The 15,731-nt window shown below is 69.5% G+C and carries 19 protein-coding genes and 1 tRNA gene; 14 read left to right on the top strand and 6 right to left on the bottom strand.

Features of this window, described 5'->3' with window-relative positions; all coding sequences use genetic code 11:
* Positions 1-14: 14 nt before the first annotated feature.
* The 8 genes from gyrA to ABEA43_RS10995 all read left to right on the top strand — a co-directional run bounded on the left by gyrA (position 15) and on the right by ABEA43_RS10995 (position 5,598).
* The gene (gyrA, locus tag ABEA43_RS11030; RefSeq protein WP_345560846.1) at positions 15-2,513 is read left to right on the top strand and encodes a DNA gyrase subunit A; all 2,499 of its coding nucleotides are present in this window, start codon (positions 15-17) and stop codon (positions 2,511-2,513) included.
* A gap of 3 nt (positions 2,514-2,516) precedes the next feature.
* Positions 2,517-3,212: a DUF3566 domain-containing protein gene (locus ABEA43_RS11025; RefSeq protein WP_345560845.1), complete on the top strand. Its 696-nt coding sequence runs from the start codon at positions 2,517-2,519 to the stop codon at positions 3,210-3,212.
* A gap of 126 nt (positions 3,213-3,338) precedes the next feature.
* Positions 3,339-3,412: transfer RNA gene (locus tag ABEA43_RS11020), tRNA-Ile, on the top strand.
* A 32-nt stretch (positions 3,413-3,444) separates the two neighbouring features.
* On the top strand, positions 3,445-3,876 hold the full coding sequence (locus tag ABEA43_RS11015) for a class I SAM-dependent methyltransferase (protein WP_345560843.1): 432 nt from the start codon (positions 3,445-3,447) through the stop codon (positions 3,874-3,876).
* A gap of 126 nt (positions 3,877-4,002) precedes the next feature.
* Positions 4,003-4,641, top strand: a complete 639-nt coding sequence (locus tag ABEA43_RS11010) for a hypothetical protein (protein ID WP_345560841.1) — start codon at positions 4,003-4,005, stop codon at positions 4,639-4,641.
* A 111-nt stretch (positions 4,642-4,752) separates the two neighbouring features.
* Complete coding sequence (locus tag ABEA43_RS11005) at positions 4,753-5,253, top strand: GvpL/GvpF family gas vesicle protein (protein ID WP_345560840.1); 501 nt, start codon at positions 4,753-4,755, stop codon at positions 5,251-5,253.
* The gene (gene gvpJ, locus ABEA43_RS11000) at positions 5,240-5,338 is read left to right on the top strand and encodes a gas vesicle protein GvpJ (protein ID WP_345560839.1); all 99 of its coding nucleotides are present in this window, start codon (positions 5,240-5,242) and stop codon (positions 5,336-5,338) included. The genes ABEA43_RS11005 and gvpJ overlap by 14 nt, the downstream gene beginning before the upstream one ends.
* Positions 5,335-5,598 (top strand): gas vesicle protein K, encoded by a 264-nt coding sequence (locus tag ABEA43_RS10995; protein ID WP_345560837.1) that lies wholly within the window; start codon positions 5,335-5,337, stop codon positions 5,596-5,598. The genes gvpJ and ABEA43_RS10995 overlap by 4 nt, the downstream gene beginning before the upstream one ends.
* Before the next feature lie 20 nt (positions 5,599-5,618).
* Here the strand turns inward: ABEA43_RS10995 and ABEA43_RS10990 are convergent, their stop codons facing one another.
* A complete protein-coding gene (locus ABEA43_RS10990) occupies positions 5,619-6,440 on the bottom strand; it encodes an SGNH/GDSL hydrolase family protein (protein WP_345560835.1) in 822 nt (273 codons plus the stop codon).
* A gap of 88 nt (positions 6,441-6,528) precedes the next feature.
* On the opposite strand from ABEA43_RS10990, the gene ABEA43_RS10985 reads away from it, so the two are divergent.
* From ABEA43_RS10985 to ABEA43_RS68150, 5 genes are all read left to right on the top strand, one after another.
* The gene (locus ABEA43_RS10985; protein ID WP_345560834.1) at positions 6,529-7,113 is read left to right on the top strand and encodes a TetR/AcrR family transcriptional regulator; all 585 of its coding nucleotides are present in this window, start codon (positions 6,529-6,531) and stop codon (positions 7,111-7,113) included.
* 150 nt (positions 7,114-7,263) lie between these two features.
* Positions 7,264-7,746 carry a tetratricopeptide repeat protein gene (locus ABEA43_RS10980; protein ID WP_345560833.1) on the top strand — a complete coding sequence of 161 codons (483 nt, stop codon included), beginning with the start codon at positions 7,264-7,266 and terminating at the stop codon, positions 7,744-7,746.
* 234 nt (positions 7,747-7,980) lie between these two features.
* Complete coding sequence (locus ABEA43_RS10975) at positions 7,981-9,144, top strand: sensor histidine kinase (protein WP_345560832.1); 1,164 nt, start codon at positions 7,981-7,983, stop codon at positions 9,142-9,144.
* Positions 9,141-10,280, top strand: a complete 1,140-nt coding sequence (locus ABEA43_RS10970; protein WP_345560831.1) for a sensor histidine kinase — start codon at positions 9,141-9,143, stop codon at positions 10,278-10,280. The genes ABEA43_RS10975 and ABEA43_RS10970 overlap by 4 nt, the downstream gene beginning before the upstream one ends.
* Positions 10,277-10,456 (top strand): response regulator, encoded by a 180-nt coding sequence (locus tag ABEA43_RS68150; RefSeq protein ID WP_425570227.1) that lies wholly within the window; start codon positions 10,277-10,279, stop codon positions 10,454-10,456. The genes ABEA43_RS10970 and ABEA43_RS68150 overlap by 4 nt, the downstream gene beginning before the upstream one ends.
* A gap of 62 nt (positions 10,457-10,518) precedes the next feature.
* Here the strand turns inward: ABEA43_RS68150 and ABEA43_RS10960 are convergent, their stop codons facing one another.
* Together ABEA43_RS10960 and ABEA43_RS10955 are read right to left on the bottom strand one after the other, a co-directional pair.
* Entirely contained in the window at positions 10,519-11,331 is an 813-nt protein-coding gene (locus ABEA43_RS10960; RefSeq protein WP_345560830.1) for an LLM class flavin-dependent oxidoreductase, read from the bottom strand.
* Positions 11,328-12,182 carry an alpha/beta fold hydrolase gene (locus ABEA43_RS10955; protein ID WP_345560829.1) on the bottom strand — a complete coding sequence of 285 codons (855 nt, stop codon included), beginning with the start codon at positions 12,180-12,182 and terminating at the stop codon, positions 11,328-11,330. Before ABEA43_RS10955 ends, ABEA43_RS10960 begins: the two co-directional genes overlap by 4 nt.
* 92 nt (positions 12,183-12,274) lie before the next feature.
* Between ABEA43_RS10955 and ABEA43_RS10950 the strand changes: the two genes are divergently transcribed.
* Positions 12,275-13,168: a LysR family transcriptional regulator gene (locus ABEA43_RS10950; RefSeq protein WP_345560827.1), complete on the top strand. Its 894-nt coding sequence runs from the start codon at positions 12,275-12,277 to the stop codon at positions 13,166-13,168.
* A gap of 31 nt (positions 13,169-13,199) precedes the next feature.
* On the opposite strand, the gene ABEA43_RS10945 is transcribed toward ABEA43_RS10950, so the two are convergent.
* From ABEA43_RS10945 to ABEA43_RS10935, 3 genes are all read right to left on the bottom strand, one after another.
* Complete coding sequence (locus tag ABEA43_RS10945) at positions 13,200-14,447, bottom strand: serine hydrolase domain-containing protein (RefSeq protein WP_345560826.1); 1,248 nt, start codon at positions 14,445-14,447, stop codon at positions 13,200-13,202.
* A gap of 106 nt (positions 14,448-14,553) precedes the next feature.
* The gene (locus ABEA43_RS10940; protein WP_345560825.1) at positions 14,554-14,955 is read right to left on the bottom strand and encodes a hypothetical protein; all 402 of its coding nucleotides are present in this window, start codon (positions 14,953-14,955) and stop codon (positions 14,554-14,556) included.
* A gap of 187 nt (positions 14,956-15,142) precedes the next feature.
* On the bottom strand, positions 15,143-15,472 hold the full coding sequence (locus ABEA43_RS10935; protein WP_345560823.1) for a PadR family transcriptional regulator: 330 nt from the start codon (positions 15,470-15,472) through the stop codon (positions 15,143-15,145).
* Positions 15,473-15,731: the final 259 nt, after the last annotated feature.

Below are 15,731 nucleotides of genomic sequence, written 5' to 3'. Positions count from 1 at the left end.
AAGGACCTCAACCTGTGACGGACGTGAACACCACTCCCCCGGCTGAACGCATCGAGCCCGTGGACATCCAGTCCGAGATGCAGCGCAGTTACATGGACTACGCGATGTCCGTCATCGTGTCCAGGGCGCTGCCCGACGTGCGCGACGGTCTCAAGCCGGTGCACCGGCGGGTGCTCTACGCGATGTACGACGGCGGCTACCGGCCCGACCGCGGCTACTTCAAGTGCGCCCGCGTCGTCGGTGACGTGATGGGCACCTATCACCCCCACGGCGACACCTCGATCTACGACGCGCTGGTCCGCCTGGCGCAGCCGTGGTCGTTGCGATACCCGCTGGTCGACGGGCAGGGCAACTTCGGCTCGCCCGGCAACGACCCGGCGGCGGCGATGCGCTACACCGAGTGCAAGCTCGCGCCCATCGCCATGGAGATGCTGCGGGACATCGACAAGGAGACCGTCGACTTCCGCCCCAACTACGACGGCAAGTCGCAGGAGCCCGACGTCCTGCCGGCGCGCTTCCCGCAACTGCTGGTCAACGGCTCCGGCGGCATCGCCGTCGGCATGGCGACCAACATCCCGTCGCACAACCTGCGCGAGGTCGCCTCGGCGGTCAAGTGGTACCTGGAGAACCCGGAGGCCGGCGACGAGGATCTGCTCGAAGCCTCGATGCGGCTGGTCAAGGGTCCCGACTTCCCCACCAAGGCGCTGATCGTCGGCCGCCGGGGCATCGAGGACGCCTATCGCACCGGGCGCGGCTCGATCACCATGCGCGCCGTGGTCGAGGTCGAGGAGGAGAAGGGCCGGCAGGCGCTGGTCGTCACCGAGCTGCCGTACCAGGTCAACCCCGACAACCTGGCGCTGAAGATCGCCGAGCTGGTCCGTGAGGGCAAGCTCACCGGCATCGCAGACGTACGCGACGAGAGCTCCTCGCGCGTCGGGCAGCGCCTGGTGATCGTGCTCAAGCGGGACGCGGTCGCCAAGGTCGTCCTGAACAACCTCTACAAGCACACCCAGCTCCAGGACACGTTCGGCGCCAACATGCTGGCGCTGGTCGACGGCGTGCCGCGCACGCTGCGGCTCGACCAGTTCATCCGGCACTACGTGGCGCACCAGGTCGAGGTCATCGTCCGCCGGACGCGCTACCTGCTGCGCAAGGCCGAGGAGCGCGCTCACATCCTGAGCGGGCTGCTGAAGGCCCTTGAGCGGCTCGACGAGGTCATCGCCTTGATCCGGGCCTCGGAGTCCGCCTCGCACGCCCAGCAGGGCCTCATGGGGCTGCTGGAGATCGACGAGATCCAGGCTCAGGCCATCCTCGACATGCAGCTGCGCAAGCTGGCCGCTCTGGAGCGGCAGGCGATCCAGGACGAGCACGACTCGCTGATGACGCAGATCGCCGAGTACAACTCGATCCTGGCCAGCGAGAGCCGGCAGCGGGAGATCATCAACGACGAGCTGGCCGAGGTCGTCGGCCGCTACGGCGACGAGCGCAAGACCGAGATCATCGCCTACGACGGCGACATGTCGATCGAGGACCTCATCGCCGAAGAGGAGATCGTCGTCACGATCACCCGGGGCGGCTACGCCAAGCGGACCCGTACCGACCTCTACCGGGCGCAGAAGCGCGGCGGCAAGGGTGTGCGGGGCGCTCAGCTGCGCCAGGACGACATCGTCGACCACTTCTTCGTCACCACGACGCACCACTGGCTGCTGTTCTTCACGAACAAGGGCCGGGTCTACCGGGTGAAGGCGTACGAGCTGCCCGATGCCGGGCGCGACGCGCGCGGCATGCACCTCGCGAACCTTCTGGCCATGCAGCCCGACGAAACAGTCATGGAAGTTCTCGACCTGCGCGACTACGAAGTCGCCCCCTACCTCGTCCTCGCCACCCGCAGCGGGCTGGTCAAGAAGACGCGCCTGTCCGAGTACGACTCCCCCAGGTCGGGTGGTCTGATCGCGATCAACCTGCGCGACGATGACGAGGTCATCGGGGCCCGGCTGGTCTCCGAGGAAGACGATCTGCTGCTCGTCTCCAAGGGGGCGCAGTCGATCAGGTTCACCGCGTCCGACGACGCACTGCGTCCCATGGGGCGGGCGACGAGCGGGGTCATCGGCATGAGGTTCCTCGAAGGTGACGAACTTCTCGCCATGAATCGGATCGCCGACGGTCAAGATGTGCTTATTGCCACGAAGGCTGGGTACGCAAAACGGACGCCAGTGGAGCAGTATCCAGTTCAAGGACGTGGCGGTAGGGGCGTGCTTACTGCGAAAATCGTGAGTTCTCGTGGCAAGCTGGTCGGAGCCGTCATGGTCAACCCAGAGGACGAGGTCTTTGCGATCACGTCAGCCGGCGGGGTGATCCGGACGAGTGCCGGGGAGATCAAGCAGTCCGGCCGCCAGACCATGGGAGTGCGTTTGATGAATCTCGCTGAAGGCGACAGCGTGGTGGCCCTCGCCCGGAACGCGGAGTCGATGGAGACTTCGGTGGAGAGTGAGGAAGACGGGGGAGGAGAGTAGTTCATGAGCGCCCAGGGTGGCACCGCCAGGACAAAGGCGGCTTCGGGTAACGGACAGCAGCCGAAGAAGCCCACTGAAACCGAGATCTTCAATGCGATCGACGAAGGTCAGGACACCACGCCCGCACAGGGCAAACCGGTGATCCCGGGCAAGGAGGAGCCCTCGCAGGCTCCTCCCCCGCAGTCGTCGCAGCAGCCGCCGCCTCCTCCGGTGGAGGGCAACGACACGGTCCGCATCCGTCCGTCGCTGGCCACCGAGGCGCCGCCGCCTGCCATCGAGCTGCCCAGGAAGAAGTCGTCCAACGCCGCGGGCAGCAGGCTGCCCCGTAAGGCCCACCTCGTCCTGCGCCGCGTCGAGCCGTGGTCGGCCATGAAGTTCAGCTTCGTGGTCTCCCTCGTCTGCTTCGTGGTGCTGTTCGTCGCGGTGGCCGTCCTGTACGGGGTGCTGTCCGCGCTGGGCGTGTTCGACTCGCTCGTGGACCTGGTCAACCAGCTCGGCCAGGGCGAGCAGGGGCAGAGCTCGATCCCGATCAACATCGCCTCCTGGTTCGAGCCGGTGCGGATCCTCGGCTACACCGCGCTGATCGGCGCGGTGAACGTCGTGCTGATCACAGCTCTTTCCACGTTGGGGGCGGTCATCTACAACGTCGCGTCCGACCTGGTCGGGGGCGTCGAGGTGACCTTCAGCGAGGCCGAGTAGGCCGGGTGCTCGCGCCGTACACGGGGTCTGTACGGCGCGAGCAGCGCGCTGGAGGCGGTAAGCTTTTCTCGTCCGAACAACTGGTTCGCCTCCATCCCTCTGGATGCGATACGGTTCGGTGTGCGCGGGGCTATAGCTCAGACGGTTAGAGCGCTTCCCTGATAAGGAAGAGGTCCCAGGTTCAAGTCCTGGTAGCCCCACCCAGCTCAGAGGCCATTTCCGAAGATCGGAAGTGGCCTTTTTTGATTTTGCGAGTGAGACCGACGGCGAAGCGCTGACCCGGAAATTCGGTCGATCGGCGATCATGCTCCTTGTCATCATGTTCGCCATGACGATCGAGTCGCGAGACCAGGTGCGCAGATACTTCGACGCGTTCGGGGACGCCGAGTGGGACCGGCTCACCGGTGATGTCGCGGGGCGCGTCAGCCTTGAGGTGCACCGTCGCTTTCTCGCCCGATTCGTCCGGCCGGGGCAGCGGGTTCTGGAGGTGGGCGCGGGGCCCGGGCGGTTCACTGCCGAGCTGGCCGGCTTGGGGGCGAGCGTCGTGGTCACGGACCTCTCCCCCGTGCAGCTGGCGCTCAACGAGGAACGTCTGCGGCGCGGCCGAGGCCTCGGTGGACGGTGGCACCCACATCCTGTTCGCTTGCGCCGCTCTGAGGGCTGAGTGACGAAACTTCGGTGCGGTCTCGAACCAATGATCGTGTGGTGACATCCAACGAGATCACAGCATAAGAAGGGACTCATGTGATCTTCTGCTCGAAAGGCGCGCAGCCGTGAGCGTGTCCCAGGCATGGTGAGCCGCAAACGCGCCCTGCGCACCACGCGGCGAATCGACGTGGCCCGCCTTCCCGACGACGTCGTGGCGCTCATCGACGCCCTCGAACCCGGCGAGAACGTGGTCCTCACGCGGGACGGCGCGTCGATCGCGACGATCTCCAGCACCGTTGACGTGGTCCAAGGCGCCGTCGTCGATCGCGAAGCGCCGGATGAGGCCGAGGATCAAGCGCCGATCGACTACGAGGGCGTGACCGTCGTGGCCACCGCGATGGAGCTGTCGGCCGCGGCTCGGGTCGCGCTGTCCACTCAGCTCGGGGACGACTACGTGGTGCTCGACATGCACGCGGCTCCCGCGACGACCGATGTGCTGCTGGTGCCTCCAGGCAGCCCGCAGCTGATCGGAGCGCTCCGATCGATGTACCCGAAGGCTCGCGTCGTCATCACCGAGATCGAGGACCACGAACTCGGCGTTCAGTACCACGGCCCGGTCCGGCGGCTGCTCGATGCCGGGGCCGACGCGTATCTGCCTCCGGCGACCGTCCCGCTCCTGGCCAGGCAGCTTGACTACACGCTGAACCAAGGGCGTGAGCTCGCCGGTGGGGCCGCTGCGCCACTGCAGATCGCACCGATCGCGGAGCCGGCCGAGGAATGACTCCGACCAGCGGAAAGGACGCTTCCCGAGCTTCGGGGGCGGCTTTTCCGCTGCCTGCGCAGGAAGGCCCGCTCATCCGGAGGGCTTTCTGCTGCGCATAGGTCAAACGACATGGAAGACCGGCCCGGCCGACCGGCCCGCGTTCGATGGGATCACCGGGGTGTCGGGACGCGCACCGTCGAGCACGACGGGCTGGCCGCGGTGGTCAGCACGGTGCCGCTGTCGGAGTACGGCGAGCGCGCGCTCCGCGAGAATCTCGAGGACCTCGGGTGGCTGGAGGCGACCGCCCGGGGCCACCACACCGCGGTGGACGCCCTCGCCCGTCTGCGCACGACGGCTCCGGGACGGCTGGCCACCGTCTTCCACGACGACCAGCGGGTCTCGGACCTCCTGAACGCGCGGCAGGACGAGATCAGGCGGGCGCTGTCGCAGGTCGAGGGCCGTACGGAATGGGGGATCAAGATGTACGGGACGCCGTACCGGATGATTCGCCGCGGGACGCGCCGGACGAGGCCCGGCCGGGCACCGCGTATTTGCGGCGGCGCGGCGGCAGATCGCCCTGGTCGATCTGCTGGACCGGTTGCTCGCGGGCGGCGTCGTGCTCAGCGGTGATCTGGTGATCTCCATCGCCGAGGTGGATCTCGTGCGCGTGTCACTGCGCGCGCTGATCACCTTCGTGGGGAGGGAGATGCGGTGACGCGGCGCCTGGAGACCGACCCGGACGAGGTCGAGCACGACCTCGTCTGCCTCGTCCTGACCGTGGTCGAGCTGGTCCGCCAGCTCATGGAGCGCCAGGCGCTGCGCCGGGTCGACGACGGGAGCCTGCGCGAGGAGCAAATCGAGGCGGTGGGGCCGGCGCTCATGCGGCTCGACCAGGCCATGACCGGCCTCCGGGAGCGCTTCGGCATCACGGAGGCCGAGCTCAACCCAGTGGGCACCGTGCTCCCCGAGCGCTGATCGCGATCTTCCCGGTCCCCTCAAGGTCGATCGGTGAGCCACTGGCCGACGAGGTCCGTGACGATGGCGCCGCCCCGGTCGCTCAGGTGAACGTGGTCGACGAGCATCTCGCGTCCGCCCGCCTGGGCGATCTCGTCCCAACTGCGGCCGAGGAGGTAGTGCTGGGCGGCGACGGCCAGGGCGAGGGGGAAGCTGAAGTCGTACGGCGTGCCGCGGCCTGTCCGTCTCAGGCTGTCGGTCACGCGTTCGTACAGGGGAAGGTAGTCGACCTGTGCTCGGGCGGCGGTTTCCCGGGTCGCGGCGTTGTACGCGCTGAGCCTGTGGTTGATCTCGGTGTTCAGGTCCTCGCCGAGCGGCGGCACGGACATCAGGACGATCCGGGCTTTGGTCCTGGCTTTGACGCGGTCGGCGATCGCCTTCAGGTTGGCGCGGAACTGCTCCAGCGGAACGCCGTTGCGGACGTCGTTCGTGCCGATGAGGATCGTGACCGCGGCCGGCCGGCACGCCACGATGTCGGTGTCCACGCGCTGCAGCAGGTCGGCGGTGGTGTTGCCGTTGACGCCCGCGTTGACGACCTCATAGCGGCGCAATTCGGGCCGGGCGCGCAACGCGGCCACCCAGTTCGCGCCGAGCGCGCCCTGCGTCATGCTCGCGCCGGCGGCGACCACCCGGGGGCGTTGCCCTGGTCCGCCGGTGCAGGCGTCTCCCGGCGGGTTGTCGGCCGGGCGCAGGAAGGTGCGGTAACCGACAGCGCCGGTGAGGCCGAGCGCCGCAGTAAGCAGCAGGCACAGGCCGATGAGGATCCGTCTCTTCGCACGGCCGCCGACCATGGTCAGCTTCATCTACACTCCCTGTTAGTAAACGCTCGCTAACTCAGTAAGAGGTTAGTGAGTGATTACTAACCACGTCAAATCCAGGAGAAGGGCGACGATGGGCACCAGGGATGTGATTCTCGACGCGGCGGCGACGGTCATGGCCGAACGCGGCCTGGCCAACGTGACGACACGCCAGATCGCGCAGGCCGCCGGGTTCACCGAGGCGGCTCTCTACAAGCACTTCAGCAATAAGGCCGACCTGCTCGTAGCGGTGATGAGGGAACGCTCCCCCGGCTTCACGCCGCTGGCGCAGGCGCTGAACGCCAGGGCGGGCACCGGAACGGTCGCGGACAACCTCGCAGGCGTGGCACGGGCCGCGATCGCCCTCTACAGCAAGGGCTTTCCGATGTTCGCCTCGATGTTCGCCGACCCGGCCACCCTCGCGGTGCACAAGGAAGAACTGCTGCACCAGGGCACCGGCCCGCACAAGGCCAACGAGGCCGTCGCCGCGTACCTGCGCGCTGAGCAGAAGCTTGGACGACTGCGGCCCGAAGCCGACGTCACCGCCGCCGCCGGACTGCTCCTCGGCGCCTGCTTCCAGTACGCGTTCCTGGGCCATATGTCGCCGCCCGCCGAGCGAGACGACGACGCGGCCGCGGCGTCCTTCGTCCGTGCTCTCCTCCAGTCGCTCGCCTCGTGACCGGGTGACGAGCCGCCGGATCCCCGCGGCTCAACGGATCCTCAACCGAGCTTCAACCCGCCCGCCTTACGGTCGGCATCCGAGCCGTACTCGCCGCGCCTTTTCAGGAAATGCGGTGGTTGCTGCCTGATGCCGATGGAGAGCTGAGCCGTGGTGAGAGTTCCGGACGAGGACGACGCGAGCAGGCGGGCTCGGTTACTCATGGAACGGGTGCATCTCGGGGAGTGGGAGCGCGCGGCCGACGCCCTGAGCGCCGAGCGAGCGGCCATCGCCATCTACCGGCGGCTCGCCGCGGTCTCCCCCGAGCTCTACCTGCCCGAGGTCGCCACCTGCCTGGCCAGTCTCGGCGTGACCCTCTCCGAGCTCGACCGGCATGGCGAGGCGTTGAACGCCGAGCGGGAAGCGGTCTCCCTCTACCGGCGCCTCGCCGCGACCTCCGCCGACCGTTACCTGGCCGACCTCGCCGACGCCCTCATCAACCTTGGGACGACCCTGGCGGAGCTGGACCGGCCGGCCGACGCCCTGAGCGCCGAGCGGGAAGCGGTCGCCGTCTACCGGCGCCTGGCCGCGGCCTCGCCCGGTCGCTACCTGACCGATCTCGCGGACGTGCTGGCCGAGCTCGGCGGGACCTGACCGAACGAGCCGGGCACGCAATTCACGAGCCGCCTGATGACATTTACATCTGTTCGCCGGCGAGCTCCGAGTACAGGCTGAGCACTCTCACCGTCCCCTCGGGCAAGCCTGAACCCCGGCAGGAAGCGAGAGCCCATGACCCTGCCGCTGGCCCCGGTCAGGCCCAGGCTGCCGGTCGGTGCCGTGTCCCCGCCACGCCGCCTACTCTGGTCAGCCGGGGCACGTGGACAGGCGGTGGTGACAGTGGCGGAGTTCTGGCGGTCGGACCGTGTCGTCCGGCTGGCGCCGGTCGTCGCGGTCGCCTGCAGCGCCCTGCTGCCGGTGCTGCAGGTGGTGCTGGCGTTCAGCTATGCGGGCAACGACACCGGCACCGGGCTGTGGAGCATCGCCGCGACCGCCGCCTACCTCCCGCTGCACCTGCGCCACATCTGGTACGCCGCGCACGCCGCCCGCCCGCCCGCCGCCCGATGGACGTTCATGTCGATGGCCGTCATCATCGTCGCCGTCACGCCCCTGGCCGGGAACATGTGGCCGCGGGCCTACGCGGGCCTGGCGGTGTCGGCCATGCTGGTGCTGCCCGCGCCGTGGTCGTACCTCGTGTTCGTGACGCTGGCGGCCGTGGCCGCTCCGGTGGCCCTCATGCTGGAGCTGCCGTGGCAGTCGGCGCCGTGGCTGGGGTTCTCGGTGATGTGCGGGGGCGGGGCGCTGCTGCTGCTCGTCTGGCTGGCCGCGGCGCTGACCCGGCTGCAGGCGGCCAGGGAGGCGCTGGCCCAGCAGGCGGTCGCGCAGGAGCGGCGCCGCATCGACGACGACCTGCGTCACACCCTCGGTCGCGCGCTGGAGTCGATCGCGGCCCGCGGCGAGCGCGTCACGGCGCGGCTGGCACGAGACGTCCCCGCGGAGCCGGCCGACTCCGGGCGTACGTCGGCAGGCGGGCTGAGCGGGCTCGGCGACTCCGGGCGCACGCTGGTGGACGGGCTGAGCGGGGTTGCCAAGAACTCCGCACGCACGCCGGCGGACGGGCTGAGCGGGCTCGGCGGCTCCGGGCGCACGCTGGCCGAGGAGCTGAGTGGGCTCGCCGACGACTCCAGGAGCACGCTGGCCGAGGCCAGGCGGCGGGTGCGCGGCTATCGGCAGCCGTCGCTGCGCGCCGAGCTGGAGACGGCCGCCACCCTGCTGTCCGCGGCGGGCGTCGATACCCGACTGGAGCTGCCCCGGCTGGGCGTTCCCGAGACGATCCCGCAGCGGTCCAGGGACGCCTTGCGCGCCGCGGTCACGCGCCTGCTGCGGGCCGACGGGGTAGGCGCGTGCACGATCGCCGTGACCGTCGTGAACGGCCGGGTGCTGCTGGAGGTCCGTGCCGACGACGCGACCGAGACGATCGAGGTGCCGGCATGACCTTGCAGATCCCGCCGCCGTGGGTGCTGCGTCATCCGCACCGGCCGTTCACCGCGCTGCACCTCCCGCTGGCTCTGCAGGTGCCGGTCTACACCGCCATCGGCATGGAAGGCACGGCCGGCGACCCGGTCTTCGCCACCCTCGGGGCCGCCTTGGGTCTCGCGTTGCAGCTCCGCCACAGCCTGGCCGCGTCCAGGGGTGAGCGTCCTGCGGGCTGGCCGTGGAGTCTGGCGGCGCTCCTGCTGCTCGCGAACGTGCCCCTGTGGTGGCTGGGCTCGCAATGGGAGGCCCTGAGCATCTTCGCCCTGGCATCGATCGTCATGTTGCTGCGCGGCCCGGCGATGCCGGTGGCGGCCGCCGCGCAGGTCGTGCACGCTCCGCTGCTGGAGCTGTCGGACATGTTGCGCAACGGGACCCAGACGGCCCCGCAAGCCCTGCTCCTGAGCATGTACCCCTTGCTCGGCATGATGGTGTTCGCCGGCGCCCTGATCGCAGGGGCCCGGCTGGTCCTGCTGCTGAACGAGCTGGATGCCACCCAGGCCGAGCTGGCCGCCACCGCGGTCGGCGAGGAACGGATCCGGGTCTCGCGCGACCTGCATGACCTGCTCGGCCAGAGCCTGTCGGCGATCTCGCTCAAGGGCGACCTGGCGCTGCGGCTGCTCGCCAAGGACACCGGCGCGGCCCGCGCCGAGATCGAGAGCCTCACCGGCGTGGCTCGCGACGCGCTCAGGGACGTACGCGCGATCACTCGCGACGAGCTGGCCGTGTCGCTGCGCACCGAGATCGACGGGGCCGCGGCCCTGCTCGCCGCCGCCGGGGTCGAGACCCGGCTCGACGTGGCCGGTCTGCCACCGCTGTCCGGGCCCGCGCACAACGCACTGGCGTGGGCCATCCGCGAGGGCACCACCAACCTGCTGCGCCACAGCGAGGCCAGGACCTGCGACATCGCCGTCTCCCACGACGGCGGGACGGTACGGCTGGAGATCGTCAACGACGGCGTGCGGAGCGTCGCCGCGCCGGGGTCGGGGCTCGCCGGGGTGGCCGAGCGGGCCCGCGCGGCGTCCGGCTCGTCGGCCGCCGCCGTCCACGACGGTCGGTTCCGGCTGTCGGTCGAGGTTCCCGGAGAAGTCGCGTGATCCGGGTACTGATCGCCGAGGACATGCACCTGATCCGCTCGGCCCTCGTCGCGCTGCTGTCGCTCGAAGCGGACATGGAGGTCGTCGCCGAGGTCGAGCGGTTCATCGTCAAGGACGCCCCGGCGCAGACCCTCACCGACGCGATCCGCATCTCCCGCGACGCCGACTGGCTCTGAGCCGGGTGCCCTGGTCTCATGCCGGCGGGTGCCCTGGCCTTACGCCGGCGGATGTCCTGGCCTTACGCCGCTGGGCCGTCGCGGAGTACGCCGCGTACGACGTCGAGCCGTACCCCCGGGTCGAATTCCGGCAGCCACCACGTCGCGCCGGCCTTCGCGTACGGCGCGGGGTCGGCGCCGAGCGGCAGGCTGACGGCGATGTCGTAGCGGGACATCTCGCCATCGCGCAGCTCGGTGAGGGCACCGACGACCTCGGCGAGCTGGTCCGGATGCTCAAGGTTGACCGGGAAGAAGCCGTCGAGCCGGGCGGCCCGGCGGATCGGTTTGACGTTGCCGGGGAACCCGGCGGCCCACACCGGCACGCCGGGCCGCTGCACCGGGCGCGGCAGGAACACGAGGCCGTCCACGGTGTAGTGCTCGCCGCGATGGCGCACCGGCTCGCCGGACCAGGCGGCGGTCAGGATCGCCAAGGACTCGTCGAGCATCTGCCCGCGCCGCCGGTCGTCGAGCTGCTCGCCGGTCTTGGACAGCTCGCCGCAGAACCGGTCGCTTCCGAGGCCGACGCCGAGGGTGAGGCGGCCGTTGCTGAGCCGATCCAGCGTCGCGGTCTCCCGCGCGACCTTGGCCGGCCGCCGGCGGGGGAGCGGCGACACCATCGGCCCGAGTCGTAGCCGCTCGGTCGTGGTCGCGATCGCCGCCAGCGCGATCCACGGGTCGGCGACCTGCTGGACCGGCGCCCGCCAGCACAGCTGATCCCAGACGAAGCAGCCGTCCCATCCGGCTTCCTCGGCGTCGGCGGCGAGGCGCGCGACCGTCCGCGGGTCGGCGAGGTCGTCGAAGAGCGGCAGCCAGAGCGCCGAACGCAGCCGGTTCATGAGCGGTCCTCTCGCGTGTGTCGTACCAGGGCCGAGACGAGGTCATCCCACACCGGCTCCGGCAGGTCGTGTCCGGCCCCCTTCAGGACCAGCAGCTCCGCGCCCGGGATGGCGTCGCGCAGCGCCTCGCCGTGCGGCAGCGGCAGGAACGGGTCGTGGTCGCCGTGGACCACGAGCGTCGGCGCCGCGATGTCGCCGAATCCGCCTCGGGCCGGCTTATCGGACTCGATGGCGTAGTGGTTGACCAGGGTCGACGCGTAGCTCCTGGCGCGCGCCACATCACGTTCGGCCAGCGCCCGGGTCGCGGCCTCGTCGAAGTACGGCGAGTCACCGGCGAGCGCTCTCGCGCCGGCGACCACGTACGCGGCGACCGCGGCCGCGTCGGAGGTGTCCGGCTCGGCCGGCATGGTCAGGTCGCCCGACGGGGGCGGCAGGGTGTCGGCGCCGGTCGTGCTCGAAACGAACGTCAGCGACGCGAGCCGCTCGGGATGGTCCACGCCGAGGAGGAGTCCGGCCCCGCCGAACATCGACTGGCAGACCACGTGGGCGCGCTCGATGCCCAAGGCGTCCTGGATGCCGAGGACGTCCAGGGTCAGGTCGGTGAAGGAGTACGCCGGTTGTCCGGGCGGGTAGCAGGTCGATCGGCCGGTGTCCCGATGGTCGTAGCGGACGACGTACCGATCATGGGCCGCGAGCCTTTCGCACAGCCGGGCGTCCCACCACAGCATCGAGGCGGATCCACCGGCGACCAGCATGATCGCCGGGTTCGCGCGGTCTCCGAAGGTCTCGGCACACAGCTCGACGCCGTTGATCGACAGGAGGTGCTCGCCGTTGGAGCGATGAGTGTTCATGTCTGGGACTTTAGGCTTGGGTATTCATCGTGAAAAGCGATGATTTTCGATCAAGTTGATCGCTTGCAGCGATGGGTTTTATGCTGGCGTTCGTGACTGACATCGAGCTGCGTCACCTGGCGGCGATGGCGGCCATCGTCGAGGAGCGCTCGTTCGGTGCGGCGGCCGCCCGTCTCGGGTACACCCAGTCGACGGTGAGCCAGCAGATCGCGGCGCTGGAGAGGGCCGTCGGCGGTCTGGTGTTCGACCGGCCGGGCGGCCCCAAGCCGGTGCGGCTCACCCCGCTCGGCTCCGTGGTCCTCGGCCACGGTCGCGAGCTGCTGGCGAAGGCGGAGGCGCTGGCCCACGCCGTGGACCGGTTCAAGGCGGGAGACGGCCGGATCGACATCGGCACGTTTCAGAGCGTGTCGAACGTGATCCTGCCGTCGGTCGTACGTCGGTTGCGCGACGAGCATCCTGACTGCGACATCAGGTTGTCGGAGGAGGAGCCGGAGCAGCCGCAGATCGGTGACCTTGATCTGCTGTTCTACGACGGCCGCATCGACGGCGATGTCGAGCACGTGAAGCTGCTCGACGATCCGTACCTGCTGGTGGCCGGCGCCGGCGCCTTCCCGGCCGGCCCGGTCCCGCTGGAGCTGCTGGACGGGGCGCCGATGGTGGCCTGGCCGCTGACCTGCGACCAGCCTGTGATGGAGCAGGCCCTCGCCGGCGGCGGCGCACGTCCGCAGGTCGTGTTCCGCAGCGCGGTCAACGACACCCTGTTGTCGATGGTGCGAGCCGGGCTGGGATCGGCGGTGCTGCCTTGGCTGGCCATCCGGGGTGCCGGCGTCCCGTCCGATGATCGGCTCCGCGTCCACGAGCTGCGGCCGTCCCTGCCGCCACGGGAGATCTACCTGCACTGGCGGGCCGGACGTACCCACTCGCCCCTCGCCACCAGAGCCATCGAGCTCGCCGTCGAGGCGGCGGCCGAGGTCGCGCCGCCCTGATCGCGAGCCTGCCGCTGGTCCTGGCCGTCGCCTACTGGGCCGCCCCTGCCTGCCCGTCGCAGAACACCTCCTTGACGAGCTTGTCCAGGACCGCCGGAAACTTCGTCGAAAGGGACCTTGCGGCGTCGTCCACATAGGTCACCGAGGCGGTCAGGGTCTTGCTGCCGTCGGGCGAGCTGTACATCAGCGCCCCGTAGCCGTGCGGGGGGCTGCCGTTGTGCTGGTAGACGGTGCCGCAGCCCGGGCCCAGGTCCTGCACGAACAGCCCGAAGCCGTAGTTGTACTTCCCGTACGGCTTGCGCATCTCGGCCAGCAGCGGGGCCGGCAGGAGCTTGCCGCCGTTCAGCGCGGAGATGAACGTGTGCAGATCCTGGGTGGTCGAGATCATGTCACCGGCGCCGGCCAGGAGGGAGAGGTTCTGACGCGAGATGTCGACCACCTTCTGCCGGCCGGCGTCCTCATACCGGTAGTAGCCGTGGGCGTGCGGCCCGGGGATCTGCGTCCGGTCGCCCGGCACCATGGTGCCCCGCAGCCCGAGCGGTCCCAGGATCCGCCGCCGCACCTCCTCGGCGTAGGTGCGGCCGGTGACCTTCTCGATCAGCAGCAGGGCCAGCGTGTAGTTGGTGTTGGTGTAGAGCTGGTCCGTTCCCGGCTCGAACCGGGCCGGCTTGGACAACGCCAGCCGTACCAGCTCTTCCGGCCGGTAGGAGTGGAACCGGTTCTCCAGCCACTCGTTGCCCGTGGCGGGGATCCCTGGCACGAACGTCCCGTCGGGGTCGAAGTCGCCGGTGTAGTTGAACAATCCGCTGGTGTGCTGCAACAGCATCCGTACGGTGATCCGCTGGTCCAGCCCGAGCTGGGGCAGGTAGCCGGCGACCGAGGCGTCCAGCCCGATCTTGCCCTCGGCCACCAGTTGCAGCACCACGGTCGCGGTGAACGTCTTGGTGACGCTGCCCACGCCGAACATGCCATTCGTCGGCGGCTTCGCGGCCTGGCCCAGCTTGCGCACCCCGGCGCTGCCGACCCACTCGCCGCGCTGATCGTTCACGCGCAACTGCATCCCGGCGAAACCGGCATCGACGAACGCCTGGACAGCCGCCTGCAGCTCAGGGCGATCCTGCCCGGCGGTGACCGCCGGCGCCGGCCTGCTGTCCGCGGCGGCCACCCCCGGGGTGGCCACGCCGGCCAGCAGCGCGGCCGCCAGCGCCGGGGCCGCCGCTCGTCGCAGGACCTTGCCAAGCGGGACCGGGCGCGTCTTCGATGGGGACTGGATCTTCATGGTTTCTCGTCTCTGGTGTCGCCGCGACGTGCGTTCGCGGGCGGGGAGGAGCCGGGGTCAGGAGAGGATCCCGGAACAAGCGGGAGCAGCGCAGGCCGGCATCCCATCAGGCGGCGTCGAGGGCCTCGGTGATCTTGCGGGCCATCTCGGTCAGGGTGGGGCTGGGCCGGTTCTGGGTGGCGGCGTCGATGGCGACGATGACGGTGCTGCGGAAGTTGCCGGCCTCGGCCGGGTCCTGCTGCTTGAGCAGGGTCATGGCGGCGGTCAGGGCGGGCAGCACCTGGTCGGCGAGCTCGGCGACGGTCTTGCCGTACTTCACGCCCTTGGGGGCCTTGGCGAGCACGTGCCCGACCAGGCCGGTGGCGGAGGTCAGAGCGATGGAGCCCTGGGTGGCGACCTTGTGGGCCGAGCCGGCGGCACCGGCGGCGGACATCAGCGAGACGGCGCCCCAGGCGGCGACGCGGAGGGTGAGCTTGTCCTGGTCGGTGAGGGCGAGGGTGACGGACATGATGGTGTGCTCCTTCGAACTGTCAGGAATTCGAGTGAGCGGCCAGGCTGTGAACCGCTCATGGAGTAACCATCGCCGACCGCCCTGATACGGAGCCGTCGCCGTCCTGACACGGCCGCTGACGCGCCGAGACCGTGACGATTCGCCGTCCGAGACGCCATCGATGGCGTGGGTGGGTCCTAGACGGCTAACTGCCTCCTTCGCGGAGCTTTTCGAGCCGTTCGGTGAGAAAGCTCCAGGTCCTCCAGAACTCTTCGAGGTATTCCCGCCCCTGTGCGTTCAGGGAATACACCTTGCGCGGCGGCCCCTTCTCGGACGGGACCTTCTCCACGTCGACGAGGCCGCGCTGCTCGACTCTGACCAGCAGCGCGTAGACGGTGCCCCCGGCGATGTCGGAGAAGCCCTGGTCGCGCAGCCACTCGGTGATCTCGTAGCCGTACGTGGGCCGCTCGGACAAAATTGCGAGGACGATGCCCTCCAGCGTTCCCTTGAGCATCTCCGTCACCTGCTTGCCCACGGAACACCCCTTCGACTACTTAGCAGTGCTGACTACTGGTACATAGTAACACTGAATAGTGGAGACGCAAGCGCGCGCGTTCTTAACTGTCACCATACGTCCAGAGATCTAATGTCCTACGACACTAGATAAATGGAGGAACCGGTGATCGAGTTCCATCTGGACGGCAAGTCCGGTGTCGCGCCGTATCTGCAGCTCGTCCAGCAGGTACGCCACGCGCTACGGCTCGGCGTGCTGCGCGAGGGCGATCGGCTGCCGA

Source organism: Nonomuraea rosea, assembly GCF_039539705.1.
In the GTDB taxonomy this organism is placed as follows: Bacteria; Actinomycetota; Actinomycetes; order Streptosporangiales; family Streptosporangiaceae; genus Nonomuraea; species Nonomuraea rosea.
The sequence above is the reverse complement of the archived record's forward strand: the minus strand, read 5'-3'. Positions and strand labels throughout refer to the sequence as shown.

Coding starts and splice junctions, on each gene's coding strand:
- ABEA43_RS10985 (WP_345560834.1), top strand. CDS start 6,529: ATGGGCACCAGGGATGTGATTCTCGACGCGGCGGCGACGGTCATGGCC.
- ABEA43_RS11025 (WP_345560845.1), top strand. CDS start 2,517: ATGAGCGCCCAGGGTGGCACCGCCAGGACAAAGGCGGCTTCGGGTAAC.
- ABEA43_RS11005 (WP_345560840.1), top strand. CDS start 4,753: ATGGAAGACCGGCCCGGCCGACCGGCCCGCGTTCGATGGGATCACCGG.
- ABEA43_RS10955 (WP_345560829.1), bottom strand. CDS start 12,182: ATGAACACTCATCGCTCCAACGGCGAGCACCTCCTGTCGATCAACGGC.
- ABEA43_RS10970 (WP_345560831.1), top strand. CDS start 9,141: ATGACCTTGCAGATCCCGCCGCCGTGGGTGCTGCGTCATCCGCACCGG.
- ABEA43_RS10945 (WP_345560826.1), bottom strand. CDS start 14,447: ATGAAGATCCAGTCCCCATCGAAGACGCGCCCGGTCCCGCTTGGCAAG.
- ABEA43_RS10960 (WP_345560830.1), bottom strand. CDS start 11,331: ATGAACCGGCTGCGTTCGGCGCTCTGGCTGCCGCTCTTCGACGACCTC.
- ABEA43_RS10990 (WP_345560835.1), bottom strand. CDS start 6,440: ATGAAGCTGACCATGGTCGGCGGCCGTGCGAAGAGACGGATCCTCATC.
- ABEA43_RS11010 (WP_345560841.1), top strand. CDS start 4,003: ATGGTGAGCCGCAAACGCGCCCTGCGCACCACGCGGCGAATCGACGTG.
- ABEA43_RS10940 (WP_345560825.1), bottom strand. CDS start 14,955: ATGTCCGTCACCCTCGCCCTCACCGACCAGGACAAGCTCACCCTCCGC.